Annotated in this window: 27 protein-coding genes and 1 pseudogene; 13 read left to right on the plus strand and 15 right to left on the minus strand. The window is 69.8% G+C overall.

All coding sequences use genetic code 11. From position 1 onward, the window contains the following. From MKK70_RS18590 to MKK70_RS18600, 3 genes are all read left to right on the plus strand, one after another. On the plus strand, window positions 1-1,237 hold a 1,237-nt coding region (locus MKK70_RS18590), incomplete at its 5' end, for a DNA translocase FtsK (protein ID WP_279603711.1). 189 nt (window positions 1,238-1,426) lie between these two features. Beyond that, window positions 1,427-2,368, plus strand: coding sequence for an outer-membrane lipoprotein carrier protein LolA (locus MKK70_RS18595; protein ID WP_147858238.1), 942 nt, complete (start codon window positions 1,427-1,429; stop codon window positions 2,366-2,368). Between the two features lie 167 nt (window positions 2,369-2,535). Then, window positions 2,536-3,006 carry a cupin domain-containing protein gene (locus tag MKK70_RS18600; RefSeq protein WP_147728930.1) on the plus strand — a complete coding sequence of 157 codons (471 nt, stop codon included), beginning with the start codon at window positions 2,536-2,538 and terminating at the stop codon, window positions 3,004-3,006. 6 nt (window positions 3,007-3,012) lie between these two features. Here the strand turns inward: MKK70_RS18600 and MKK70_RS18605 are convergent, their stop codons facing one another. Beyond that, window positions 3,013-3,729, minus strand: a complete 717-nt coding sequence (locus MKK70_RS18605; protein ID WP_147858237.1) for a 1-acyl-sn-glycerol-3-phosphate acyltransferase — start codon at window positions 3,727-3,729, stop codon at window positions 3,013-3,015. A gap of 174 nt (window positions 3,730-3,903) precedes the next feature. Here MKK70_RS18605 and xth point away from each other — a divergent pair, with 174 nt between their 5' ends. Then, entirely contained in the window at window positions 3,904-4,713 is an 810-nt protein-coding gene (gene xth, locus MKK70_RS18610) for an exodeoxyribonuclease III (RefSeq protein WP_147728932.1), read from the plus strand. Between the two features lie 215 nt (window positions 4,714-4,928). On the opposite strand, the gene MKK70_RS18615 is transcribed toward xth, so the two are convergent. From MKK70_RS18615 to MKK70_RS18630, 4 genes are all read right to left on the minus strand, one after another. Continuing rightward, window positions 4,929-6,365 carry an amino acid permease gene (locus MKK70_RS18615; RefSeq protein ID WP_243949309.1) on the minus strand — a complete coding sequence of 479 codons (1,437 nt, stop codon included), beginning with the start codon at window positions 6,363-6,365 and terminating at the stop codon, window positions 4,929-4,931. A 325-nt stretch (window positions 6,366-6,690) separates the two neighbouring features. Beyond that, window positions 6,691-7,977, minus strand: a complete 1,287-nt coding sequence (gene serA, locus MKK70_RS18620; protein WP_187276239.1) for a phosphoglycerate dehydrogenase — start codon at window positions 7,975-7,977, stop codon at window positions 6,691-6,693. A 150-nt stretch (window positions 7,978-8,127) separates the two neighbouring features. Next, window positions 8,128-8,700: a DUF1003 domain-containing protein gene (locus tag MKK70_RS18625; RefSeq protein ID WP_243949311.1), complete on the minus strand. Its 573-nt coding sequence runs from the start codon at window positions 8,698-8,700 to the stop codon at window positions 8,128-8,130. Between the two features lie 18 nt (window positions 8,701-8,718). Next, window positions 8,719-8,919 carry a hypothetical protein gene (locus MKK70_RS18630; RefSeq protein WP_147840989.1) on the minus strand — a complete coding sequence of 67 codons (201 nt, stop codon included), beginning with the start codon at window positions 8,917-8,919 and terminating at the stop codon, window positions 8,719-8,721. Between the two features lie 295 nt (window positions 8,920-9,214). Here MKK70_RS18630 and rpsO point away from each other — a divergent pair, with 295 nt between their 5' ends. The 3 genes from rpsO to MKK70_RS18645 all read left to right on the plus strand — a co-directional run bounded on the left by rpsO (window position 9,215) and on the right by MKK70_RS18645 (window position 12,284). Beyond that, on the plus strand, window positions 9,215-9,484 hold the full coding sequence (gene rpsO / locus MKK70_RS18635) for a 30S ribosomal protein S15 (protein ID WP_147726935.1): 270 nt from the start codon (window positions 9,215-9,217) through the stop codon (window positions 9,482-9,484). A gap of 210 nt (window positions 9,485-9,694) precedes the next feature. Continuing rightward, a complete protein-coding gene (gene pnp, locus MKK70_RS18640) occupies window positions 9,695-11,914 on the plus strand; it encodes a polyribonucleotide nucleotidyltransferase (protein WP_147840990.1) in 2,220 nt (739 codons plus the stop codon). A gap of 148 nt (window positions 11,915-12,062) precedes the next feature. Next, window positions 12,063-12,284, plus strand: a complete 222-nt coding sequence (locus tag MKK70_RS18645; RefSeq protein WP_147726933.1) for a YgaP-like transmembrane domain — start codon at window positions 12,063-12,065, stop codon at window positions 12,282-12,284. Between the two features lie 83 nt (window positions 12,285-12,367). On the opposite strand, the gene MKK70_RS18650 is transcribed toward MKK70_RS18645, so the two are convergent. Continuing rightward, window positions 12,368-12,634 (minus strand): GlsB/YeaQ/YmgE family stress response membrane protein, encoded by a 267-nt coding sequence (locus MKK70_RS18650; protein WP_147726932.1) that lies wholly within the window; start codon window positions 12,632-12,634, stop codon window positions 12,368-12,370. Between the two features lie 225 nt (window positions 12,635-12,859). Between MKK70_RS18650 and MKK70_RS18655 the strand changes: the two genes are divergently transcribed. After that, window positions 12,860-13,219, plus strand: a complete 360-nt coding sequence (locus tag MKK70_RS18655) for a RidA family protein (RefSeq protein ID WP_147726931.1) — start codon at window positions 12,860-12,862, stop codon at window positions 13,217-13,219. Next, on the plus strand, window positions 13,216-14,322 hold the full coding sequence (locus tag MKK70_RS18660) for a polyamine ABC transporter substrate-binding protein (RefSeq protein WP_147726930.1): 1,107 nt from the start codon (window positions 13,216-13,218) through the stop codon (window positions 14,320-14,322). Before MKK70_RS18655 ends, MKK70_RS18660 begins: the two co-directional genes overlap by 4 nt. A gap of 86 nt (window positions 14,323-14,408) precedes the next feature. On the opposite strand, the gene MKK70_RS18665 is transcribed toward MKK70_RS18660, so the two are convergent. Both MKK70_RS18665 and MKK70_RS18670 read right to left on the minus strand, forming a co-directional pair. Then, on the minus strand, window positions 14,409-14,816 hold the full coding sequence (locus MKK70_RS18665; protein WP_147726929.1) for a DUF3597 domain-containing protein: 408 nt from the start codon (window positions 14,814-14,816) through the stop codon (window positions 14,409-14,411). A 90-nt stretch (window positions 14,817-14,906) separates the two neighbouring features. Beyond that, window positions 14,907-15,059: a hypothetical protein gene (locus MKK70_RS18670; RefSeq protein WP_187274661.1), complete on the minus strand. Its 153-nt coding sequence runs from the start codon at window positions 15,057-15,059 to the stop codon at window positions 14,907-14,909. A 332-nt stretch (window positions 15,060-15,391) separates the two neighbouring features. Here MKK70_RS18670 and MKK70_RS18675 point away from each other — a divergent pair, with 332 nt between their 5' ends. The 3 genes and pseudogenes from MKK70_RS18675 to MKK70_RS18685 all read left to right on the plus strand — a co-directional run bounded on the left by MKK70_RS18675 (window position 15,392) and on the right by MKK70_RS18685 (window position 17,969). Next, window positions 15,392-16,432, plus strand: coding sequence for an ABC transporter substrate-binding protein (locus tag MKK70_RS18675; RefSeq protein WP_243949313.1), 1,041 nt, complete (start codon window positions 15,392-15,394; stop codon window positions 16,430-16,432). Continuing rightward, window positions 16,429-17,181 (plus strand): ABC transporter permease, encoded by a 753-nt coding sequence (locus MKK70_RS18680; RefSeq protein WP_243949360.1) that lies wholly within the window; start codon window positions 16,429-16,431, stop codon window positions 17,179-17,181. The genes MKK70_RS18675 and MKK70_RS18680 overlap by 4 nt, the downstream gene beginning before the upstream one ends. A gap of 28 nt (window positions 17,182-17,209) precedes the next feature. Beyond that, a pseudogene (locus tag MKK70_RS18685) lies at window positions 17,210-17,969 on the plus strand (ABC transporter ATP-binding protein). An 8-nt stretch (window positions 17,970-17,977) separates the two neighbouring features. Here MKK70_RS18685 and MKK70_RS18690 read toward each other — a convergent pair. From MKK70_RS18690 to MKK70_RS18715, 6 genes are all read right to left on the minus strand, one after another. Continuing rightward, entirely contained in the window at window positions 17,978-18,232 is a 255-nt protein-coding gene (locus MKK70_RS18690) for a hypothetical protein (protein ID WP_147840993.1), read from the minus strand. A gap of 182 nt (window positions 18,233-18,414) precedes the next feature. Next, on the minus strand, window positions 18,415-18,708 hold the full coding sequence (locus MKK70_RS18695; RefSeq protein WP_147726936.1) for a hypothetical protein: 294 nt from the start codon (window positions 18,706-18,708) through the stop codon (window positions 18,415-18,417). Between the two features lie 16 nt (window positions 18,709-18,724). Continuing rightward, complete coding sequence (locus MKK70_RS18700) at window positions 18,725-18,910, minus strand: hypothetical protein (protein WP_147726923.1); 186 nt, start codon at window positions 18,908-18,910, stop codon at window positions 18,725-18,727. Between the two features lie 472 nt (window positions 18,911-19,382). After that, the gene (locus MKK70_RS18705) at window positions 19,383-19,673 is read right to left on the minus strand and encodes a hypothetical protein (protein ID WP_243949314.1); all 291 of its coding nucleotides are present in this window, start codon (window positions 19,671-19,673) and stop codon (window positions 19,383-19,385) included. Between the two features lie 210 nt (window positions 19,674-19,883). Further along, window positions 19,884-21,560, minus strand: a complete 1,677-nt coding sequence (locus tag MKK70_RS18710) for a methyl-accepting chemotaxis protein (protein WP_243949315.1) — start codon at window positions 21,558-21,560, stop codon at window positions 19,884-19,886. A 622-nt stretch (window positions 21,561-22,182) separates the two neighbouring features. Further along, window positions 22,183-22,440 (minus strand): hypothetical protein, encoded by a 258-nt coding sequence (locus tag MKK70_RS18715; RefSeq protein WP_147726234.1) that lies wholly within the window; start codon window positions 22,438-22,440, stop codon window positions 22,183-22,185. A 353-nt stretch (window positions 22,441-22,793) separates the two neighbouring features. On the opposite strand from MKK70_RS18715, the gene MKK70_RS18720 reads away from it, so the two are divergent. Further along, window positions 22,794-23,804: an NAD-dependent epimerase gene (locus tag MKK70_RS18720; RefSeq protein ID WP_147726233.1), complete on the plus strand. Its 1,011-nt coding sequence runs from the start codon at window positions 22,794-22,796 to the stop codon at window positions 23,802-23,804. On the opposite strand, the gene MKK70_RS18725 is transcribed toward MKK70_RS18720, so the two are convergent. Beyond that, the gene (locus tag MKK70_RS18725) at window positions 23,792-24,166 is read right to left on the minus strand and encodes a YybH family protein (protein WP_147726232.1); all 375 of its coding nucleotides are present in this window, start codon (window positions 24,164-24,166) and stop codon (window positions 23,792-23,794) included. The two genes, MKK70_RS18720 and MKK70_RS18725, sit on opposite strands and share 13 nt — an antisense overlap. Window positions 24,167-24,205 lie beyond the last annotated feature (39 nt).

Here is a 24,205-nt window from a genome sequence, read left to right on the forward strand (position 1 = left end):
CAAGCACAAGCTCGCGCTGTGCTTGGGGAAAAACATCGGCGGCGAGCCGATCATCGCCGATCTCGCCCGCATGCCGCACCTGCTGGTGGCCGGCACCACCGGCTCGGGCAAGTCGGTGGCGATCAACACCATGATCCTCTCGCTCCTCTACCGGATGAAGCCGGAGGAGTGCCGCCTGATCATGGTCGACCCGAAGATGCTGGAGCTGTCGGTCTACGACGGCATCCCGCACCTGCTCTCCCCCGTCGTCATCGACCCGAAGAAGGCGGTCATCGCCCTCAAATGGGCGGTGCGCGAGATGGAGGAGCGCTACAAGAAGATGTCCAAGATCGCGGTCCGGAACATCGACGGCTACAACGCCCGGATGGCCGAGGCCCGCGCCAAGGGCGAGACCATCACGCGGACGATCCAGACCGGCTTCAACCGCGAGACCGGCGAGGCGGTGTTCGAGGACGAGGCGATGGACCTCGCGGCCCTGCCCTACATCGTGATCGTGGTCGACGAGATGGCCGACCTGATGATGGTGGCCGGCAAGGACATCGAAGGCGCGATCCAGCGCTTGGCGCAGATGGCGCGCGCGGCGGGCATCCACCTGATCATGGCGACGCAGCGTCCGTCGGTGGACGTGATCACCGGGACGATCAAGGCGAACTTCCCGACCCGGATCAGCTTCCAGGTGACGAGCAAGATCGACTCGCGCACGATCCTGGGCGAGATGGGCGCCGAGCAGCTCTTGGGCCAGGGCGACATGCTGTTCATGGCCGGCGGCGGGCGCACGACCCGGGTGCACGGGCCGTTCTGCTCGGATTCGGAGGTCGAGAGCGTGGTCGCCCACCTCAAGCGCCAGGGCCGCCCGGCCTACCTCGAGGCGGTCACCGCCGACGACGGGTCCGACGAGGCGCCGAAATCGGCCGGCAGGGGCAAGGGCAAGGCCGAGGCGGTCGAGGCCGAGACCGAGGAGGCCGACCTTCCGGTCTTCGACGTCGGCGCTTTCGTGGCGGCGTCGGGCGGCGAGGCCGGCGACCTCTACGAGCAGGCGATCCAGGTGGTCTTACGCGACCGCAAGGCGTCGACCAGCTACATCCAGCGCCGTCTGCAGATCGGCTACAACCGCGCCGCGTCGATCATGGAGCGGATGGAGATCGAGGGCATCGTCGGGCAGGCCAACCACGCCGGCAAGCGCGAGATCCTGGTCGAGGGCGCGCCCCACGCAGCCAGCATGTACGACGACGAGTGACGACGAGGCGCCGGCCGGAAACGCGGCCGGCGTCGCATCTTCGCCACAGGGCGCCGCTCTAACGGCATCCGACGACACGGCCCGGCGCCCCGGGGGGGCATCACGGCGCGACGGGCGTTTCGCACGCCTTCGCGCTTGAAGCCGACCATCGCTTGCGGGACGCCGCACCCGCCCAGGAGACGCCTGACCATGCTCGGCCGCCGCACCCGACTTGCCGGATCGCTCCTCGCGGTCGCGGCCTGGATCGCCCCGGTGGCGCCGGCCGACGCACAGGTCAGCAGCTTCCTCGACGGCCTGTTCGGCCGCAAGGAGCAGCCCGCTCCCGCGCCCGAGCCCGAGGCGGCCCCCGCCGCACCGGCCGCGGCACCCGCGAAGAAGACGGTCGCCAAGCCTGCGGCCAAGGATGCGAGCAAGGACTCGGCGAAGGACGCGAAGTCGCGCTCGGCCGAGAAGCCCGCCGCCAAGCCGGTCGCCGCCAAGCCCGCCGCGGCGGATGCGAAGGTCGCCGCCGTCGGCGCGCCGACCCCCGCCCCAGCCGCCGCCTCCGACGAGGCGCCGGACGCCGCCACCGTGCTGGCCCAGGCCAACGCCTACTTCAACGGCATGAGCACGCTCACCGGCTCGTTCATCCAGATCGCCGCGGACGGGCGGAAGATCGGCGGCAAGCTCACCATCGCCAAGCCCGGGCGCCTGCGTTTCGACTACGACGCGCCCTCGCCGCTGGAGGTGGTGGCCGACGGCACCTCGGTGGCGGTGCGCGACCGCAAGCTCGCGACCCAGGACCTGTACTTCATCGCGCAGACCCCGCTGAAATTCCTGGTCCGCGAGAAGATCGACCTCGCCCGCGACCTCACCGTCACCGACGTCTCGAACGACCCGGGCGGCGTCCGCATCAGCCTGGAGGACCGCGCCACGCTCGGCGGGACCTCGAAGATCCAGCTGTACTTCGATGCCGACATGAAGGTGCTCGGCCAGTGGCGGATCACCGATCCGCAGGGCTACCTCACCACCGTGCAGCTCTCGAACCTGCAGAAGGGCAAGGCCGTCGACGGCAACCTGTTCTTCATCAATTACGGGCGCCCCGAGGACAAGGCGATGCAGGAGCGGATCAAGCAGTCCCAGACCCCCTGAGGTCCGCGAAAGGCCACCATGGTGAGGCTTCCTTAACGCTTTCCGCATCGATCCGGGGAAGGACGTCCCGAAGCGCGCCGATCGGCGTGGCCTGGCGCGCCGGTGAACCCGCCGTCAAGGCGCGCCGCCCGATCGTGCCCCTCGATCGATTCGAGGAAGGGTTCGACATGGAAATCGCCAGGCTGCTCCACACCTTCGCAGGTCCCGTCGCCGCGTTCCTCGCGGTGGTGCCGGGCCTTCGCCGCCCGGCCGGCCCGCCGCCGCCGGTGCTGGATGGGCCGACGATGACGAACGTCGACTTCCCGGCCGTCCAGCCGCCGAGCGCGACGTACTGGCCCGAGCGCTCCTGCATCCTCTCGGGCCGCCCCGAGCAGACCGCGACCTACGTCTACGAGAGCCCCGACAAGCTGTTCGCCGCCGGGATCTGGACCTGCCGGCCGGGCAAGTTCCGCATCGATTTCGGCCGGGACGAGTTCATCCACCTGCTCGAAGGCGTGGTGACCGTCACCGACGCCGAGGGCCGTTCGAAGACCTATCGCGCGGGCGACGCCTTCGTCACGCCGAAGGGCTTCTCCGGCACCTGGGACGTGATCGAGCCGGTGCGGAAGCACTTCACCTATTACGGCGCGGTCGATTGAGGGCCCTCACGCCGCCTGCGGGCGCCAGCGGTCGAGCTCGCTGTCGATCGCGCCTTCGGTGCCGCGCATGAACTCGGCGGCCGGCAGGCCCGGCGCCAGGGTGGCGAGGTAGCTCACCGTCACGGTGCCGGCGCGCGTCGACGACCCGGTCGGCCAGTACAGCCCGGAATTGACCGCCACCGGCAGCACCGGCAGGCCGAGACGCCCGTACAGCAGCTCGACGCCGCGCTTGAACTGCAGCTTCTCGTCGATGGTGCCGCGGGTGCCCTCGGGGAAGATCAGCACCGAGCGCCCGTCGGCTACCGCGGCGCGGCTCTCGTCGATCATCGTGCGCAGGGCCTGGGTGCCGTTGGCCCGGTCGATGATGATCATCGGCGAGCGCCGCAGGAACCAGCCGACCACGGGGATCGCGACGAGCTCGCGCTTGGCGATGATCGCCACGTCGGGCACCAAGATGAGGAAGGCCAGCGTCTCCCAGGCCGACTGATGGTTGGCGACGATCAGGCAGGGCTCGGCCGGGATGCGCTCGCGCCCCTCCTCGACGTAGCGCAGGCCGCAGATCGTGCGGAGCCCGAACAGGATGCCCCGCGCCCACAGGCGCGTCGCCGCGCGGATCGGCCGGACCGGCGAGCCGGAGGCGGCCAGCACCGCGAGCGGTGCCAGGAACAAGGCCGTCCAGGCGGCCCAGTAGGCGTTGAACAGGACGGAGCGGATGCGCGGCAAGGGGCTATGTCTCTGGGTGTCGTCGAGCGGGGCCGACCGATGGTCTTTGCGCGGACATACCCCGTCGTCCGGGGCGGAGCACGCCATTTCCGCAGGCCGCCCGGTCGCAGCGTCGATCGCGCCGGCGAATCGCGCTATCCACCGGCCTCCCCCCGACAACCGCGAGCGTTTCCGTTGCGCCTCACCGTCACGTCCTGGAACATCAACTCGGTGCGCCTGCGCATCGATCTCGTGCTGCGCTTCCTCGCCGAGGCGAAGCCCGACGTGCTGTGCCTGCAGGAGACCAAGTGCCCGGACGACGCCTTCCCGCTGAAGGCCCTGCGCGGCTCGGGCTACGAGAACGTCGTCTTCGCCGGGCAGAAGGGCTACAACGGCGTCGCGATCCTGTCGCGGTTTCCGCTCGTCACCCGCGCGGTGATGAGCTTCTGCGAGCGCCAGGACGCGCGCCACATCTCGGCGGTGCTCGGGCCCGAGGCCGGCGCCGCGGCGGGCATCGCGCTGCACGACTTCTACGTGCCGGCCGGCGGCGACGTGCCCGACACCGCGCTCAACCCGAAATTCGCGCACAAGCTCGACTTCCTGCGCGACCTGCGCGCCTGGGGTGGGCGGCGCGTGAAGGGCCCCGCGATCCTCGTCGGCGACCTCAACGTCGCGCCGCTGGAGCACGACGTCTGGTCGCACAAGCAGCTGCTCGACGTGGTGAGCCACACCCCCGTCGAGACCGAGGCGCTGGAACGCTTGCGCAACGAGGCCGGCTGGGTCGACACCGCGCGCCTGCTGACGCCGCCGCCGGAGAAGATCTTCACCTGGTGGAGCTACCGCTCGCCCGACTGGTCGGCGGCCGACAAGGGCCGCCGCCTCGACCATGCCTGGGTCTCGCCCGACCTCGCCGGCACCGTGCGCAAGGTCGAGGTCGCGCGCGAGGCCCGCGGCTGGGCGCGCCCGTCCGACCACGCGCCCGTGACGTTGACGCTGGAGCTCTGACCGGAACGCGAACGGGGCCGGCGCATTGCATCTTCACACGCTCGTGAAGAAGGTTCGCCGACCCCATGCGAAAGATCCTGCTCGCCTTCCTGCTGCCGAAGGTCGTCTCTTATCTCCGCCGCCGCTACGGCGGCGCCCAGACCCCGCACCGCCGCTCGTTCTGAGCGTCCGTACCCAGCCTCATGGGTCAGGCCCCATGAGGCTCGGTTCCAGCTCTAAGCCCGCGACGCGCCCGCCCTCACCCGGCGGGCGTTCCTGCGTCCGTAGCCCACGTACAGGGCGAGGCCGAGCGTCAGCCAGACCGCGAGGCGGATCCAGGTCTGGCCCGGCAGGCCCGCCATCAGCAGCAGGCAGGACAGGATCCCGAGGCTCGCCACCAGCCCGACCGCCGGGACCCGGAACGGGCGCGGCCGCTCCGGCTCGGTCCGGCGCAGGATCAGCACGGCGGTGCAGACCAGCACGAAGGCGAAGAGCGTGCCGATGCTAACCAGCTCGCCGAGTTCCTCGATCGGCACGAGGCCGGCCACGAGCGCGGTCATCAGGCCGATCGTCGCCTGGCTCAGCATGGGCGTGCGCGTCGTCGGGCTCACCCGCGCGAACAGCCGCGGCAGCAGGCCGTCGCGGGCCATGGCGTAGAAGACCCGCGCCTGGCCGTAGAGCGCGGTCAGCGTCGAGGTCGTCAGCCCGATCAGCGCGCCGAGCTTGATCGCGACGGCGAAGCCGCCGAGCCCGATCGCGTCGATCGCCTTGGCGATCGGGTCGGCGACGTTCAGCGCCCGGTAGGGCACGAGCCCGGTGAGCACCGCGGCGACCGCGACGTAGAGCACCGTGCTCACCGCCAGGGACCCGAGGAGGCCGATCGGCGCGTCGCGCTGCGGGTCGCGGGTCTCGCCGGCGGCGGTCGAGACCGTCTCGAAGCCGATGAAGGCGAAGAACACCACGCCGGCGCCGCGCAGGATGCCGCTCCAGCCGAATTCCCCGAAGGTGCCGGTGTTCTCCGGGATGAACGGGTGCCACAACTCCGGCTTCAGGTGCGCCGCCCCGACGCCGACGAAGGCAAGGATGATCGCGACCTTCAGCGCCACCATCGCGGTGTTGACGAGCGAGGCCTCGCGGCTGCCGCGCATCAGGAGCGCCGTCAGCGCGAGCACGATCCCGGCCGCCGGCAGGTTGACGAGGCCGCCTCCGCCGGGCGCCGCGGCGAGCGCCGCCGGCAGGCGCAGGCCCGCATCCGCGAGCAGGCTCTGCGCGTAGCCCGACCAGCCCACCGCGACGGTGGCGGCGGCGAAGGCGAATTCGAGGACGAGGTCCCAGCCGATGATCCACGCGCAGAGCTCGCCGAGCGTCGCGTAGGTGTAGGCGTAGGTCGAGCCCGGCACCGGGATCATCGCGGCCAGCTCTGCGTAGCACAGCCCGACGAAGGCGCAGGCGATCCCGCCGGCGACGAAGGATAGCGCGAGCGCCGGGCCGGCATAGTCCGCCGCCGCGGTGCCGGTGAGGACGAAGATTCCCGCCCCGATCGTCGCGCCGAGGCCGATGCAGACCAGCCCGAACGCCGACAGGCTCCGCGCCAGCGCCGGCCCGTGGTCGTCCTCATGCCCGGCGACGAGCGCGGCGACGGATTTCTTCGCGGCGAAGAAGCCTGTGGTCATGGCGTGGCGATGTCCGAGCCCGCGGAAGATGCAGCGAGGCTGCGGCAAGTGCCGCGCCAGCGATAGCCGCGCCACGGAAAGTTTCTCAGGGTCGTCCGCGACGGAGCGCTCAGGCACCGGCCGGACGCCGAATCGAGCACGGGTCCCTTCGCCCAGGGGGAAAAGGACAGGATGAGGGGCGTGAGCTTTCGGAGAGTCACGCCCCTCTCCCCGACACACTTTTCATGGGAGAGCGAGCGCGGCGTGCTTCGCAGGATCCATCCGGCGCCGTCACGCCGCGATGGAGACCGGATCGATCGCAGGGCGGCGTCCGCGAACGCCCCGCTCAGCGGCGCTCGTACAGCAGCCGCGCGCGGATCGTGCCCGGGATCGCGCGGATCTCGGCGAGCAGGGTCTCGGCGTCGGCGTTGGTGGCGTCGGTCTCGAGCACCACGTAACCGACCTCGCCGTCGGTCTGGTAGAACTGCCCGGCGATGTTGATGCCCGCGCTCGAGAACACCGCGTTGAGGCGGTTGAGCATGCCGGGCAGGTTCTGCTGCACGTGGATGAAGCGCGCGCCGGTCGGGCGCGGCGGGAGCTGCACCTGCGGGAAGTTCACCGCGCCGATGGTCGAGCCGATGTCGGAGTAATCCACCAGCTTGCGCGCGACCTCCGAGCCGATGCGCTCCTGGGCCTCCTCGGTCGAGCCGCCGACGTGGGGTGTGAGGATCACGTTCTCCAGGCCCTGGAGCGGCGAGACGAAGCGCTCCTGGTTCGAGCCGGGCTCGACCGGGAAGACGTCGACGGCGGCGCCGGCGAGGTGCCCGTCGCGCAGGGCCCGTGCGAGCGCGTCGAGGTCGACGACGGTGCCGCGGGCGTTGTTGATCAGGTACGCGCCCGGCTTCATCGCGCGGATCTCGGCCTCGCCGATCATGTTGGCGGTGGCGTCGGTCTCGGGCACGTGCAGCGAGACCACGTCGCTCTGGGCGAGCAGCTCGGCGAGCGAGGCGGTCGGCTCGGTGTTGCCGTGGCGGAGCTTGTCGGTGTGGTCGTAAAAGACGACCCGCATGCCCATGGCCTCGGCCAGCGTCGAGAGCTGCGTACCGATGTTGCCGTAGCCGACGATGCCGAGCGTCTTGCCGCGCACCTCGACCGAGCCGGCCGCCGACTTGTCCCACTGGCCGGCATGCGCCCCGACCGAGCGCGGCACGATCCGGCGCAGGAGCATCACGATCTCGCCGATGACGAGCTCGGCGACCGAGCGGGTGTTCGAGAACGGCGCGTTGAACACCGGCACGCCGCGCCGCCGCGCGGCGTCGAGGTCGACCTGGTTGGTGCCCACCGAGAAGCAGCCGACCGCGAGCAGGCGGTCGGCGGCGTCGAGGGCCGCCGCGTCGAGCTGCGTGCGCGAGCGGATGCCGAGGATGTGGATGCCCTTCAGGGCCTCGTGCAGCGCATCGCGGTCGAGCGCCTTCGGCAGGCGGACGAGGTTGGTGTAGCCGGCCGCGCGCATCAGCCCGACGGCGCTGTCGTTGATGCCTTCGAGCAGCAGCACCCGGATCCTGTCCTTCGGCAGCGACAGCTTCTCGGGCAGGGCCAGGGTTTCGGGCAGCGGGAGCGGTTCGGAGTTCATGGTGCGATCGGCCGTTCGACGAGGGCGCCTCCGGGCGCCGAAGGCCGGCAGCGATAGGAGCGGTGATTTCGCGATGCAACGACGCGGGCGGATGGCTGGGATGCATCGGCTTTCCGGTGCGACCGTTCCGTCATGCGAAATGGCCGCCGCTCACCCGCGCGGGCGGGCGGTCCGCGCGGCGCCGAGTTCGGCGATCTGCCGGGTCTGCGCGCGGATCAGATCCTCCAGCTGCTTGGTCCGGATGCGGTCGAGCTTGTCGTGCAGGGACACGATCTCGATCTCGGCGCGCAGGTTGACCCCGTAGTCGAGGCCGGCGGCGATGCGGTCGCGCTCCGCCTGCCGGTTCTGCGACATCAGGATCACCGGCGCCTGCAACGCCGCGACCATCGACAGGATCAAGTTGAGAAAGATGTAGGGATAGGCGTCGAAGCCGCCCCCCGACCCTGCGAGGACGACGGTGTTCAGGACCACCCAGCCGACGAGCAGGCCGGTGAAGGCGATGATGAACCCCCACGAGCCGCCGAGCCTGGCGACCCGGTCGGCGAGGCGTTCGCCGAAATCCGGGCCCGCGCGCGACGTCGCGGCGGCGCCCGCGTCGCGGGCATGGACGCGCCCGGCGATGTGCGCGAGGACGCGCCGATCGTGCGGCGACAGGCAGCCCAAGCCCTGATCCAGGAGCTGCCGGGCGAGCCGGGCGACCGCCTCGTCTCCGTCGGCGGACATGCCGGTGCCCCTCTCCTGCTACGTCGCCATGCCCTTCACGAGGCGTTCGATGGCGTCGAGGGCATCGCCGATGCGTGCGGTCTGGGCCAGGATCTTCCCGGCTTCGACCTTGGCGTTCGCATCCGTCTGCCACCAGATGCCGCCGTCGATGTTCCTGATCATCGTCGTGAGGCGGTCGTTCTGGACACCCATCGCCTCGATCGCAGTCTGACAGATCATGATGTCGCCCCCTGATGTTCAGCGAACATATCTCAAACGGGCGGGCAGCAGCGAAGAATTCGCATCGCGGCCCGGGAGACGCCCGGTGGCCGGGACTGGCGCCGCGAACCGTTTCGTGTATGATCCGCGCGGCCTCGGCCCGGCGACGGGCGGGGCCGAAACCGCTTGGACCAACGACCCTGCTGGACGACATCCCGGCATCGGCCAAGGCTCGAGCATGCCTCAGGCGCCGTCCTCCCGATCCGGAGGGGCGGCCGCACGGCGCTTCTGAAAACCTCACCTGAAAGGCACTGCGATGTCGATCTCGGCAGAGCGCAAGACCGCGCTCATCAAGGAATACGCGACCGTCGCCAAGGACACCGGCTCGCCGGAGGTCCAGGTGGCGATCCTCACCGAGCGGATCACCAACCTCACCAGCCACTTCAAGACCCACGGCAAGGACAACCATTCCCGCCGCGGCCTCCTGAAGATGGTCTCGCAGCGCCGCTCGCTGCTCGACTACGTGAAGCGTCGCGACGAGGCCCGCTACCGCAGCCTCATCGAGCGCCTCGGCATCCGCCGCTAATCCAGCCCACGCGGTTCCGAGCCCGGCTCGGGACCGCTTTTTTCAAGATCTCGGGTGGCCGGAACGGGTCCGGCCCCGCGAGCAACGGGCGACTTCGAGGCGCGAACACCAGGGACAGGATCGCGGGGCACTCCTCCAGCCGGAGTGCCCCGCCGTCTTGCCCCTGGCCGCGCCGGGTTCGCCCGCCGCATGATGGCAAGGACGACAAGAATGTTCGACGTACAACGTGAAGAGCTGATGTGGGGCGACCGCCGCCTCGTTCTGGAGACCGGCAAGGTCGCCCGCCAGGCCGACGGCTCGGTGATGGCCACCTACGGCGAGACCTCGGTTCTCGCCACCGTCGTCTCCTCCAAGGAGCCGAAGGTCGGGATCGACTTCCTGCCGCTGACCGTGAACTACCAGGAGCGCGCCTACGCCGCCGGCCGCATCCCCGGCGGCTACTTCAAGCGCGAGGGCCGGCCGTCCGAGAAGGAGACGCTGGTCTCCCGCCTGATCGACCGCCCGATCCGCCCGCTCTTCGTCGAGGGCTGGCGCAACGACACCCAGGTCGTCGTGACCGTGCTCACCCACGACCTCGAGAACGACCCCGACATCCTGGCGATGGTCGCGGCCTCGGCGGCGCTCACCCTGTCCGGCGTGCCGTTCATGGGCCCGATCGGCGCCGCCCGCGTCGGCTACGCCAACGGCCAGTACGTGCTCAACCCGCCGGTCCCGGAGATGGACGGCGCGGTGCTCGACCTCGTCGTCGCCGGCACCACCGACGCGGTGTTGATGGTCGAGTCGGAGGCCAAGGAGCTGTCCGAGGAGATCATGCTCGGCGCCGTGATGTTCGGCCACAAGCACTTCCAGCCGGTGATCGAGGCGATCGTGCGCCTGGCCGAGAAGGCCGCCAAGGAGCCGCGGGCCTTCTCGCCGCCGGAGAATGCCGACGTCGAGGCCGCCGTGCTCGGCGTCTGCGAGTCCGAGCTGCGCGACGCCTACAAGATCACCGTCAAGCAGGAGCGCTACAAGGCCGTCGACGCCGTGAAGGCGAAGGTGGTCGCGGCTCTGTGCCCGGCCGAAGGCGAGCAGAAGTTCGCCCCCGAGAAGGTCAAGGCCGCTTTCAAGGAGGCCCAGTCCAAGGTCGTTCGCTGGAACATCCTCGACACCGGCTCGCGCATCGACGGCCGCGACGTGAAGACCGTCCGCCCGATCGAGAGCCAGGTCGGCGTGCTGCCGCGCGCCCACGGCTCATCGCTGTTCACCCGCGGCGAGACCCAGGCGCTCGTGGTCGCGACGCTGGGCACCGGCGAGGACGAGCAGTACATCGACGCGCTGCAGGGGACCTACAAGGAGACCTTCCTGCTGCACTACAATTTTCCCCCCTACTCGGTGGGTGAGACCGGCCGCATGGGCTCCCCCGGTCGCCGCGAGATCGGCCACGGCAAGCTCGCCTGGCGCGCGATCCACCCGGTGCTGCCGCCGGCCCACGAGTTCCCGTACACGATCCGCGTCGTGTCCGAAATCACCGAGTCGAACGGCTCGTCCTCGATGGCCTCGGTCTGCGGCGGCTCGCTGTCGCTGATGGATGCGGGCGTCCCGCTGCGCCGTCCCGTCGCCGGCATCGCCATGGGCCTCATCCTCGAGGGCGAGCGCTACGCGGTGCTCTCCGACATCCTCGGTGACGAGGACCACCTCGGCGACATGGACTTCAAGGTGGCCGGCACGGACGAGGGCATCACCTCGCTCCAGATGGACATCAAGATCGCCGGCATCACCGAGGAGATCATGCAGGTCGCCCTCGCCCAGGCGAAGGACGGCCGCGCCCACATCCTCGTGGAGATGGCCAAGGCGCTCACCGCCGCCCGCCCCGAGCTCGGCGAGTACGCGCCGCGCATCGAGACCATGCAGATCCCCACCGACAAGATCCGGGAAGTGATCGGCACCGGCGGCAAGGTGATCCGCGAGATCGTCGAGAAGACCGGCGCCAAGATCAACATCGACGATTCCGGCACGGTGAAGATCGCCTCGGCCGACGGCAAGGCGATCAAGGCGGCCTACAACTGGATCCGCTCGATCGTCGCGGAAGCCGAGCCGGGCATGATCTACGAGGGCACCGTCGTGAAGACGATGGAGTTCGGCGCCTTCGTGAACTTCTTCGGCGCCAAGGACGGCCTCGTCCACATCTCGGAGCTCGCCGCCCAGCGGGTCGCCAAGGTGACGGACGTCGTCAGCGAGGGCCAGAAGGTCAAGGTTAAGTTCCTCGGCCAGGACGATCGCGGCAAGATCCGCCTCTCGATGAAGGTCGTCGACCAGGAGACCGGCGAGGACCTCACCGAGAAGCTCAAGGCCGAGCGCGCCGAGCGCGGCGAGCCCGAGCGCGAGGAGCGGGCCCCGCGCGAGCGGAGCGAGCGCAGCAGCCGCGGCGAGCGTCGCCAGTCGAACGACTGATCGTCCGGACCCGCGGTCCTGACGGCGAAGACGGCGCGGTCCCCTCGGGGCCGCGCCTTTTTCGTGGGCGGTTCCGGCGCGGCGGCAAGGAACGCCGGCCTTCGGAGGGCGTTCGATCCGCGACCCCAACAGGAGCGCACCCGACCCCATGGCCAACGACATGATCCACGACATCTTCAGCGGCGAGCCGAACCTCAGCACCACCGAGCGCGCGGTCTCGGTGGCGCTCGGCCTCGGCATCGCGGCGGCGGCCGCGCAGCCGCGCCCGAACAAGTGGCTGAGCCTCGCGGCCCTCGTGGTCGGCGTCGGCCTCGCATTGCGCGGCGCCACCGGCCATTGCGCAATCAAGGCGGCCTCCGACCACATCTGAGCATCGGACCAGTCGCAACGAAGAAGGGGGCGCCTCGCGGCGCCCCCTTTTCTACGTCGTGGTCCGTGTCGGCGAGCGCGACCTCAGAGCGTGGTGGTGCGGCCGCGGCTGGCGATGAAGCCGTAGATCGCGAGGACGACGATCGCGCCGACCACGGCGCCGATGAAGCCCGCGCCCTGGTTCGGGCCGTACCAGCCGAGCGCCTGGCCGAGGAAGGTGGCGACGAAGGCGCCGACGATGCCGAGGATGGTGGTCAGGATGAAGCCCGACGGCTCGTTCGAGCCGGGCATGATGAACTTGGCGACGATGCCGGCGAGGAAACCGATGACGATGGTCCAGAGAATACCCATGACGAACCCCTTGGCGACGTGACGCCTGACGATGTGACGCCGCTTTCGGATGACGCGACGCTGGAACGGTGTTGAAACGCACGGTGGCAGCGGGGGTTGCGACGGATTGGCCGTCGCCGGATCTTTTTCCGCACTGCAATGGGCCAAGGCCGCCGGCCCGGCGCCCCTTTACCTCGCACGCGCCCGGCGGCAGAAGCGATCCGAAGATCAGCCGGGGGACAGGACATGACGATCGAACGCTTCGAGCCGGGCGCGCGGATGGCGCAAGGCGTGGCCTACGGCGACACGGTGTATCTCGCCGGCCAGGTCGCCGCCGACACGGTCGGCACCGGCGTCACCGCGCAGACGCAGGCCATCCTCGGCCAGATCGAGCGCCTGCTGGCGGCTGCCGGCAGCGACAAGGAGCGGATCCTGATGGCGACGATCTACCTGGCCGACATGGGCACATTCGCCGAGATGAACGCCGCCTGGGACGCCTGGGTGTCGAAGGACAACCCGCCCGGCCGCGCCACGGTCGAGGCCAAGCTCGCCGGGCCGGAATACCTCGTCGAGATCGTCGTCGTCGCCGCGCGGTCGGGCGCATGAGGGCCGCCGCCCTCGCACGCGCGATCCTCCTCGCGGGCCTCACGCTCGTGAGCGGGCCGGCGTTGGCGGCGGGGCCGGAGCGGGTCGTCAACATCTACAACTGGTCGGACTACATCGATCCGAAGGTGCTAGAGGCCTTCACCCGCGAGACCGGGATCAAGGTGGTCTACGACACCTACGACAACAACGAGATCCTCGAGACCAAGCTGCTCGCCGGCAAGTCCGGCTACGACGTGGTGGTGCCGTCGGGGCCGTTCCTGCAGCGGCTGATCCGGGCCGGCGCGTTCCTGCCCCTCGACAAGGCCAAGCTGACGAACCTCGGCAACGTCTGGCCGGAGATCGCCGGGCGCCTCGCGACCTACGATCCGGGCAACGCCTACGCCGTCGACTACATGTGGGGCACCACCGGGCTCGGGCTCAACCTCGGGCTGGTGCGCGAGCGTCTCGGCGCCGGCGCCGCGCTCAACACCTGGAACCTCGTCCTCAACCCGGCCTCGGCGAACAAGCTCAAGGATTGCGGGATCATGATGCTCGACTCGCCCGAGGACCTGATCCCGAGCATGCTGCCGACCTTCGGCCTGAAGAGCGACTCCAAGCGCTGGGACGACATCACCCAGGTCGCCGACGCGCTCTTCAAGGTGCGCGGGACGGTGCGGAAGTTCCACTCGTCGGAATACATCCAGTCGCTCGCCAACGGCGATCTCTGCGTCGCGGTCGGCTATTCCGGCGACGTGCTGCAGGCGAAGAAGCGGGCCGACGAGGCGAAGAACGGCGTCGAGATCGCCTACCTCATCCCGAAGGAGGGCACGCTGATGTGGTTCGATGCCTTCGCGATCCCGAAGGACGCCCCCCATGCGGCGGAGGCGCTGAGCTTCATCGACTACATGCTGCGCCCCGAGGTTGCGGCGGCCAACACCAACTTCGTGTCCTATGCCAGCGGCAACCTGCCCGCGAAGAAGCTCGTGAAGCCGGACATCCTGGCCAATCCCGGCATCTATCCCGACGACGCGACGATGCAGCGGCTCTCGGTCAACACCGCCTGGGACGACCGCACCCAGCGCTTCGTCACACGGGCCTGGACGCGGGTGCGCACCGGCAAGTGAGCCGTCAAGTGAGCCGTCGCCGCGGGGAGCGCGCACGAAAAAGCCCGGCGCGATGGCCGGGCTTCGATCGTCGCGGGCGACCGTGATCAGTCCTTGAGGTCGGCCGGCACCTTGCCGCCGTTCTCCTCGAGCTTCTTGATCACCTGCTTGTGCAGCCAGACGTTCATCGTGGCCGAATCGTCCTTGTCGCCGGTGTAGTGCAGCTCGTCGGCGAGCTGCTTGCGGGCAGTCAGGCTCGAATCGAGATCGAGGAGCTTCATCAGGTCCACGATCGAGGTGCGCCAGTTCAGCGTCTGGGAATTCTTCTGGGCCATGCCGTTGAGCACCGCCTCCACGTCCACGGGCTCGCCCGAGGCGGACGGCGTCGCGTCGGCCGTGGTGGTCGAGGCCGGGCTGCTGGCGCCGCCGGCATCCGCGGTCGAGGGGGCCGCCGCGGAGGAGGCGCCTCCGAACGGATGCAGGATCTTGCTGACGATGCTGCCGAGTAGGCTCATGAGATCATTCCCTCGATCGATGCCGCGGAAAAGCGCCGCAGTCGCGTGACAACGGGAGCCGGACCGGCCTGTTCCGGCCGCGCCGCAACGTCAGCGGAAGAGCGGCAGGGCGGCTCCGAGCAGGGCGAGGCCGGCGAGCAGGCAGAGCCCGCTCCATCGTTCCAGGATCGGCGCCCGATCCGGGTCGCGCGTCGACATGCGGGCAAGGCCAACGCCGCAGGTCAGGCAAGCGAAGCTGAGCATCGCGACGATCATCCCCAAGGCAGACTTCTCTGGTGGAAAGGATGGATGCCTTATACAGAAATGAATGGCAATAAAATTCGACTCTGTGGATATCTCTCAGACACGCTTTCTATGAGTACAGAGCCGTTTTCCAGCATCTGAAAGTTGCATTGGAATACCTAGGCGATTTTGCGCGGCTTCATCCTTCGTAACCATGTGGTCGCAATCGAAGTGCTTGCCACGCGCGAGCGAGGGCGGATGGCGTTTTCGGCGCGCCGATTTGCACTTTCGCCGGCCTGTGGCATGGGAGCGGCCGAAGCCGCTCCGCTCCCGAGCCCGGAAATCCCGAGCCCATGCGTCAGTTCCCCAATCGCCGTACGATCCTCGCTGCGGGCCTGCTCGCGTTCGGGGCGGACGCCCTCGGGGCGGGCTCCGCGACGGCGCAGACCGCGCCGGTGCCCGTCCGCATCGGCGTGATCCCGGTGATCGGCGCGGCGCCGATCTTCGTCGCCAACGGAGAGGGCTGGCTCGAGGCCGCCGGGCTCAAGCCGGGATTCACCACCTTCGAGTCCGGGCCGAACATGATCCAGGCGCTGGCCTCCGGCACCATCGACGTCTACGTCGCGGGCATCGCGCCGCTGGCGGTGGCGCGCACCAAGAACATCGACGTGCGCGTGGTCGCCGCGACCGCGGTCGAGGAGATGGTGTTCGTCGCAGGCCCCAAGCTCGCGCCCTACTTCGCGGCGACCGCCGACAAGGCGGAGGCCTTCCGCCGCTACCGGGAGAAGGAGGGCCGCGCCGCCCGCCTCGCGACCCAGCCGCCGGGCTCGGTGCCGAACACCACGCTGCAGCACTGGCTCTGGCAGGTGGCCAAGACCGACAAGACGAACGCCGAGGTCGTCGCCATGGGCATCGACGCGACGCAGCAGGCTCTGCTCGCCGGCGCCGTCGACGGCGCCTCGATCCGCGAGCCGGCGCTGACGATCGTCCAGCAGCGCAACCCGGCGATCGCCCTGATCGCCACCGGCGCCGAGATGTTCCCCGACCAGCCCGGCACCGTGGTCGCCGTCTCGGGCGCCTTCGCCGACAGGAACCCGGCCGCGGTGCAGGGCCTCGTCGACGTGCTGGTGAAGGCGACCGACCTGCTCAAGACCGATCCGGCCCGCGCCGCGCCGCCGGTCGAGAAGGCGCTCGGCAAGGGCATCACCGATCTCGCCACGATCCGGAAGGCGTTGTCCTCGCCGGCGGCGAAGTTCACCGCCGACCCGCGGGTGATCGTCGAGGCGACGCGGAAGATGCAGGCCTATCAGGTGAGCATCGGCACCCTCGACAAGGACGTGCCGATCGACGGCCTGTTCGTGCCGGGCTTCTACGAGAAGGCGATCGCGCGCTGACCGTCCTCCGCGCGATCCTGCTGTCGGCCCTCGGGCTCGCCGCCTTCCTCCTGGTCTGGGAGGCGGCGCCCCGGCTCGGGCTGATCAACCCGGCCTTCCTGCCGCCGCCGAGCACGATCCCGGCCGCGTTCCTGCGCGAGATCGAGCTCGGGGTGTGGTTCGAGGCGGTGGCGTCGAGCCTGAGCCACTACCTCGTCGGCCTCGCCGTCGGCGCGGGCGCCGGGATCGCGCTCGGCCTCGTCGGCGGCATGTCGCGGACGTTCGAGGCCGCGACCGCCTGGGTTGTGCGTCTGCTGCGGCCGATCCCGGGCCTCGCCTGGGTGCCGTTCGCCATCATCTGGTTCGGCGTCGAGCCGTCGGCGGCCGTGTTCATCATCGCCATCGGCGTGTTCTGGATCGTCTTCTTCGCGACGCAGGGCGCCGTGCGCGGCGTCGACCGCGACCTGATTGAGGTGGCACAGGCCTTCGGCTTCCGCTCGGCCCCCGCACGTCTGACCAAGATCCTGCTGCCGGCGGCGACGCCGGGCATCCTCGTCGGCCTGCGCACGGCGCTCGGCCAAGCCTGGATGGCGGTGGTCGCGGCGGAGATCTTCGGCGTGCCGGGCGTCGGGCAGCGGATGATGCAGGCCTCGAGCCTGCTCTCCACCGACATCGTGGTCGTCTACATGCTCACCATGGCCGGGCTCTACGGATTGTTCGATTCGGCGTTCGTCGCCCTGCAGGGCTGGCTCCTGCGCTGGCGGGCCTGAGCGCATGGCGACCCAGGCCGACACCGCCATGCGCGACCCGATCATCGCCTTCCGGGCTTTGAGCCTCGCCTACGCGCGCGGGGGCACGCGCAACGTCATCCTGTCGGACCTCGACCTCACCGTCGCGCGCGGCGAGTTCCTGGTGATCGTCGGCGAATCCGGCGTCGGCAAGTCGACGCTCTTGCGGGTGCTGATCGGCCTCGCCGCGCCGAGCTCGGGCACGGTCGAGCTGGCGACGCGGCCCGGCTGCCGCACGCCGATGGCCCTGGTGTTCCAGGATGCACGCCTGCTGCCGTGGCGGCGGGTCGTCGACAACGTCGCCTTCGGCCTGGAGAACAGCGGCCTGTCGCGTTCCCAGCGTCGGGCCAAGGCCGCCGATATGCTGGCCCTCGTCGGGCTCGACGATCTCGCCCAGCGCTGGCCGCACCAGCTCTCGGGCGGGCAGCGCCAGCGCGTCGCCATCGCCCGTGCGCTCGCGGTCGACCCGGACGTGCTGCTCATGGACGAGCCGTTCTCCGCCCTCGACAGCTTCACCCGCGAGGGTCTCCAGGATGAGGTGCAGCGCATCCAGGCCGCCACCGGCAAGACGGTGCTGTTCGTGACCCACGACATCGACGAGGCGGTGACGCTGGCCGACCGGGTGGTGGTGCTGGCCGGCAAGCCCGGCCGGGTGTCGGCGGAGGTGCGGATCGACCTGCCCCGTCCGCGCAGGCGGCGCGATAAGCGCATTGCTCGAAGCGGCACGGCGCCTGCGGAGCGAGCTCTCCCGCGATTCGGCCGAACTCTGACGCCGCGATCAGTTGCCGGAATACGCCCGCAGCATGCCGACGATGCGGTTCCGGATCTCGGGATCGCGCACCCGCAGGAACGCCGTCATCAGCAGATCGCACTCGGCCGCCGAGGGCGTCGCGGCGCTGGAGGCCTGCACCTCGTCGCGGAAGAAATCCTGGACCGGGATCGCGAGCACGGCGGCGATCTTGCCCAGGACCTGCAGGCCGTTCGACGGATGCGGGCCGTCCTGCAGGCGGCGCGTGGTTCCCAGGTTGGTCATCGGTTTCGCCCGCCCAGATTTCCGGCTTCTGTTCGCATAGTCACACGCGAGCGCGAACGGACCCATCGGTCGAAACCGTATTCACGGAATTCGTTGTGCACGCAACGACAAGTTTCGATGCTGCGTAGAAATTACGAAATGGCGTGAATGCCGGCGCGGCCTCGCTCCGAAGCTGCCCTGGATCAGCCGAACACCGCGGAGACCGCCAAACCGGCCAACGCGATCACACCGAGCAGGCGGCGCCAGGGATTCACGCCGCGCAGGATCTCGTCCGCCGCCCACCAGGCGAGCGCCGCGCCGGACGCGATCCGAAGCCACATCCCGACGTCATTCTGCCCGCCGTCAGCGTTCGGCGCGAGCAGCCATCGCGCGGCAGACAATCCGAGGAACAACCAGAGCGGCAGATTGGGCCATTGTCCAATCACGATCGCGCCGGTGTTCCGGTCGCGGAACGTCCAATCGACGGCGCGACGCAGGGCCGACATCCGGGGGTCAGACCTTGTCGCTGCCCTCGGCCTGACGGATGGGCGCGCAGATCTGCGGGCTCACCTTGTCCAGGTGGACGCAGGCGTTGTCGCGATACCAAGTGCGCAGGCCGGGCTGGGTCGGCGCGATGTACATCGCGACGAGGACGAAGCCGGCGGCGAGCACGATGAGGGTGAGGAGGAGGTTGCGCATCACGGGGCTCCGATCGGGACGGGCTGCCGCCAAGCGACCGGACGTCCATGAAAAAGGCCCGCCTGCCGGGAAAGGCGCGGGCCGAGCGGTCGTCGCGGCACCTCAACGTGGAGGCAGGTTCCGCGTACCTAACGAGCGGGATGCGGCTCGGGTTCCGGCGAGCCGCCGCGGCGGGAACATGGTTGACGGCGGCCTGACGAATGTCAGAGGCCTTAACGAGGCGTGAAGCACGTCTCCGAGAAGTCCGGGACGGCCGGTTAAGAAAGCCTGAATCGATTCGCTCGAAATCGCGCGACGGCGGAGGGTGAGGAGGCCGGGCTGACCCGGTCTTCAGCGTTCGAGCACGTGCGGGCGGCGGCCACGACCGAGACGATCGACGACCTCAAGTTCCTGATGACGCTCGCCTTCGTGGTCTTCGGCGGCTTCGGTCTCGACGCCCTGCTGCGCTGAGGCGAGCGCGGAGCGCGCGGCGTCAACGCACCGAGGCGCCGAACGCGCTTCGAAGGGCGAGCAGCGCGTCGGAGGGATCGATCGGCTCGGGCGGCCGCATCGTCGCGCCGAGCCGGATGGCAGGCGCCGGGCGGGCGGTGGCAGCCGGTCGAGGCTTCGGCAGCGGCACATCCGGGACCTGCCCGGACCGCAGGAAGCGGGCGAGCTCGGCGGCTTTGGCACGTTGCTCCCGGTGAAGGCGGAACAGCGCCACGACGATCCCGATGGCTCCGGCGCCTTCCAGACAGGCGGCGATCACGTAACCGGGGGCCATGGTCGTTGCTCCTTCGAACTCGGCCAGGGCGCATGGGCGAGCCCGCCGCCGTTCAGGGCCCGGTTCTCGAAGGTTATGGTTACCGGGGTGTTAACCGCTCCGGCCGCGGCGCCCAGCTCGGGGTTTCGTGATCGCGACCGCACGCTCCGCCGGGTTCGGGCCCGACGGACGCGGATCGCCCTGCGTCCGAATCCGATCGATCGCCGTCGATCAGGCCGTGCGGATGGCCGACAGGAACGCCTCGACCTCGCGCTGCACGTTCACCGATTGCGTGGCCAGCTCGTTGGCCGCCATCGTCACCTGCTGGGCGGCGGTCCCGGTCTCCCCGGCCGAGGCCAGCACCTGCGCCACGTTCCGCGAGACGTCCTGCGTCCCGTGCGCCGCCTCGACGGCGTTGCGGGAAATCTCGTCGGTCGCGGCCGTCTGCTCGACGACGGTGGACGCGATGGTGCCGGTGATCGCGTTGACCGACACGATGGTCTGTCCGACCTGCCAGATGGTCGCGGCCGCCTGGCTGCTGGCGTTCTGGATCGCCAGGATCTGGCCGCCGATCTCGTCCGTCGCCCGCGCGGTCTGGCCGGCCAGCGCCTTGACCTCGGCGGCGACCACCGCGAAGCCGCGGCCCGCCTCCCCGGCCCGCGCCGCCTCGATCGTCGCGTTCAAGGCCAGCAGGTTGGTCTGCCCGGCGATCGCGGTGATGGTGGCCACGGCCTCGCCGATCCGTTCCGCCGCCTCCGACAGCGTCGCCATCGCGGCGTCGGTGGCGCGCGCCTCGCGGGATGCGGTGGCGGCGACCGCGTTCGATTCCTGCACCTGGCGCTCGATCTCCCGAAGCGAGGCGACCATCTCCTCGGCGGCGGCGGCGACCGTCTGGACGTTCGCCGAGGTCTCCTCCGCCGCCGCACTGGATGCCAGGGCCTGGTTGCTGGTGGCGTCGGCCACCTGGGTCATCGAGCGGGCGGTCGCGTCGAGCTCGGTCGCGGCCGAGGTGACGATGCCGATCGCGCCCGCGATCGTCCGGTCGAAATCGACCACGAGCTGGTCGACCCGGTCGGCCCGGCGCTGCCGGGCGGATTGCTCCGCGACCTTTTGGGCTTCCAGGGCGAGGCGCTCGATCCCGTTCTGGCGGAAGACGTCGACCGCCCGGGCCATCTCGCCGATCTCGTCGCGGCGCGCGATCCCCGGAATGTCCACGGCGGTCGCGCCGCGGGCGAGCCGGCTCATCGTGTCGGTGAGCCCGTAGATCGGGCGGGTGACCTGCCGCCCGATGAGGAAGGCGGCGCTGCCGACCAGCAGCGCGATGCCGCCGAGGCCGAGCGACAGCTTGATCACGAGGGCCTTGAGGTGGGCCAGCGTGTCGTCGGCGTAGACGCCCGAGCCGATGATCCAGCCCCACGGCTCGAAGCGCTTCACGAACGAGATCTTGTCGACGGGCTGCTCGGCCCCGGGTTTCGGCCACATGTAGGACACGAAGCCGGCCCCCCGTCTCCGTGCCACGTCGGCCATCTCGACGAACAGGGCCTTGCCCACCGGATCCTTCAGCGCGGCGAGATCCGTGCCGTCGAGAGCCGGCTTGATCGGATGCATCACCATCCGCACCTGGTCGTCGATGATGTAGAAGTATTCGTTCGCGCCGTATCGCAGGTTCCGTACGCCCTCGAGCGCCGACCGCCTGGCGGTCGCTTCGGTCATCCGGCCGGACCGCGCCTCCCCCTCGAAATGCTCGAGCACGCCGGCGGCGACCTCGACCAGCTGCTGCGTCTTGACCGCCCGGCTGTTCGTCACCTCGTCGCGGAGTTCGATGACCGAGAGGGCGATGAGGCTGATCAGCCCCAGCACGCAGATCACCGTGATCGCGTGGATCTTCGTACCGATCGACAATTTCATGATTCACCGCGGCACGAAGACGGATCCCTATCCGTAGGAGTGATGTCCGCATCCGGTTAAGGGGAGGTGAATTCGAACCTAGGATGCGCGACTCCGCGGCGTCGCGAAAGCGAAGCCCGGTTCCGTGCATGCGCGTTCGAAAGCCGGCCGGCGATCGGGGATGGGGACCGATCGCGCCTCTGCCCGACACCACGCGTCGGTGGAATTCGACGCCTGATCGGGCGACACCGGCGTCGTCAGATGCAGGGCCTGCAGGGCGACGCCTTTCCCGATCGCGGCGTCCACCGCGACGTCGCGGAGAATGCCCGCCGCGTCGTGACCGACGCCGAGACCGCGGCATGGGCGCCCCCTGACAAGCCGTTCACGACGCTGATCGTCACCTTCGCGGCCAAGGGTAGCTGCCTCTGCGCGGCCGTTGCCGGGCACCGAAGCGCGGCCGACCGGGAGGCGCACCAGGCGATGGGGTTACACAAGGGCTGGGGGCATCTGCGCCGACCAGCGCCCGGCGCTCGCCGCCCCGTGACTTTTTCGGCCGACCTCCGGTCGATGCCGGCCGGAAAGCGATCCCGGAAACGAAAAAGGCCGCCCTCTCGGGCGGCCTTTCACGCGAACGTCGAACCGATCACATGCGGTGGCGACGGTGATGCATCATGCGGTGGCGGCGCTGGTGGCGCATCATCGGACGGGCCATCGGGCGCATGCCGGGGCGCATCGACGAGCCCATCTCCGGCGTGCCGCCCGGCGCACCCATCGCACGCTCCATGCCGCCGCGCGGGCCGCCGGCCTGGGAGCCGGACGAGTTGTAGGGGGAGTTCCCCTGGGCGAAGGCGGTCGCGGACATGAGCGTCAGCGACGCGGCGATCAGGAACAGTTTCTTCATTGGGGAAGTCCTTGGGTCGTCTGCGGAGGCGGAGCCTCCGCCTCGAACGGCGCCGCTGCCCGATTCGGCGTCGGCGTACGCTGGTGAACCGTCGCCGTCGCGTCGGGGTTCCTCCGCCGGGAAGCGATTCCGCGGGCGCGACGATCCGATCGGCTCGCTCTACTCACGGTTGATGATCGAACTCGGTATTCCACCCCCGTGCGGACGCGCTCCGCGCAGGCCGCCGCCGGCGCGGTTCCCCGTGTCGGACGCGACATCGATCCCGTTCCGCGACGGCATCCACCAAGCGCTGGAAATGGTCTAGGGAGGCGCAGCTTCGGACCGCGGATGCGGCCGCACGAAGGGGGACGCTCATGGATCCGGTACTGATCACCGGGGCGGCCGGGTTCATCGGGTACCACGTCGCCGAGCGCTACCTCGCGGCCGGCCGGCCGGTGATCGGCATCGACAACCTCAACGCCTATTACGACGTCGGCCTGAAACAGGCGCGGCTCGCACGGCTCGAGGCCCATCCGAACTTCCGCTTCCTGAAGCTCGACATCGCCGAGGCCGATGCCGTCGATGCGCTGTTCGCCGAGCACCGCTTTCGGCTCGTGGTCCACCTCGCGGCGCAGGCGGGCGTGCGCTACTCGCTCGAGAACCCGCGCGCCTACGCGCGCAGCAACGTCGACGGATTCCTGAACATCCTCGAAGGTTGCCGCCATCACGGCTGCGCGCACCTCGTCTACGCCTCGTCGAGCTCGGTCTACGGCGCGCTCACCAAGATGCCGTTCTCGATCCACGACAACGTCGACCACCCGGTCAGCCTGTACGCGGCGACCAAGAAGGCGAACGAGCTGTTCGCCCATTCCTACAGCCACCTCTACGGTCTGCCGACCACGGGCCTGCGCTTCTTCACGGTCTACGGCCCCTGGTACCGGCCCGACATGGCGTTGTTCCTGTTCACCCGGGCGATCCTCGCAGGCGAGCCGATCTCGGTGTTCAACAACGGGCTGATGCAGCGCGACTTCACCTACGTCGACGACGTGGTCGACGGGGTGGTGCGGATCGGCGAGCGCATCGCCGCGCCGAACCCGGGCTGGGACGGTGCACGCCCCGACCCGGGCACGAGCGCCGCGCCCTACCGGCTCTACAATATTGGCAACAACCAGCCGGTGCAGCTGCTCCACCTGATCGACGTGCTGGAAGGCTGCCTCGGCGTGAAGGCGGTCCGGCGGATGCTGCCGATGCAGGCCGGCGACGTGCCGGCGACCTTCGCCGACGTGGACGACCTCTCCGCCGCCGTCGGCTTCGCGCCGTCGACCCCGATCGAGGCCGGCGTCGAGCGGTTCGTGCGGTGGTATCGCGCGTATTACCGGGCCTGACCTTCGGACGGCTTGATCTTCAGCTGGTCGATCACCCAGCGCCACGTCCCGTCCGCCTGCTCGCGCGCGGTCTCCGCGGAGATCGTGCCGTTGGGCAGCCGCGCGAACGTCATCGCGATCGGCCCGTTGCGCAGCGGCGGCAGCACGTCCGCGGCCGGGAAGTCCGAGCGCCGGGACAGCAGGTCGGCGTAGAAGGCGCGGATCTCCGCGTGCCCGGTGGCGACGATGCGGCCCGCGGCGAGCACCGCATCGGGCTCGTAGAGTGCGACGAGCCCCTCGACGTCGCCGGCATTGGCGCGCTGGTTGAACAGGCGGGCCAACGCCTCCGGCGCCTCGGCGCCCGCCCTGTGCATGTCCGACATCGCATCTCCTCTCGTGGTGGGCGCCGCGCTCCCGCTTCG

It is taken from the genome of Methylobacterium sp. E-041, assembly GCF_022829665.1.
GTDB lineage: Bacteria > Pseudomonadota > Alphaproteobacteria > Rhizobiales > Beijerinckiaceae > Methylobacterium.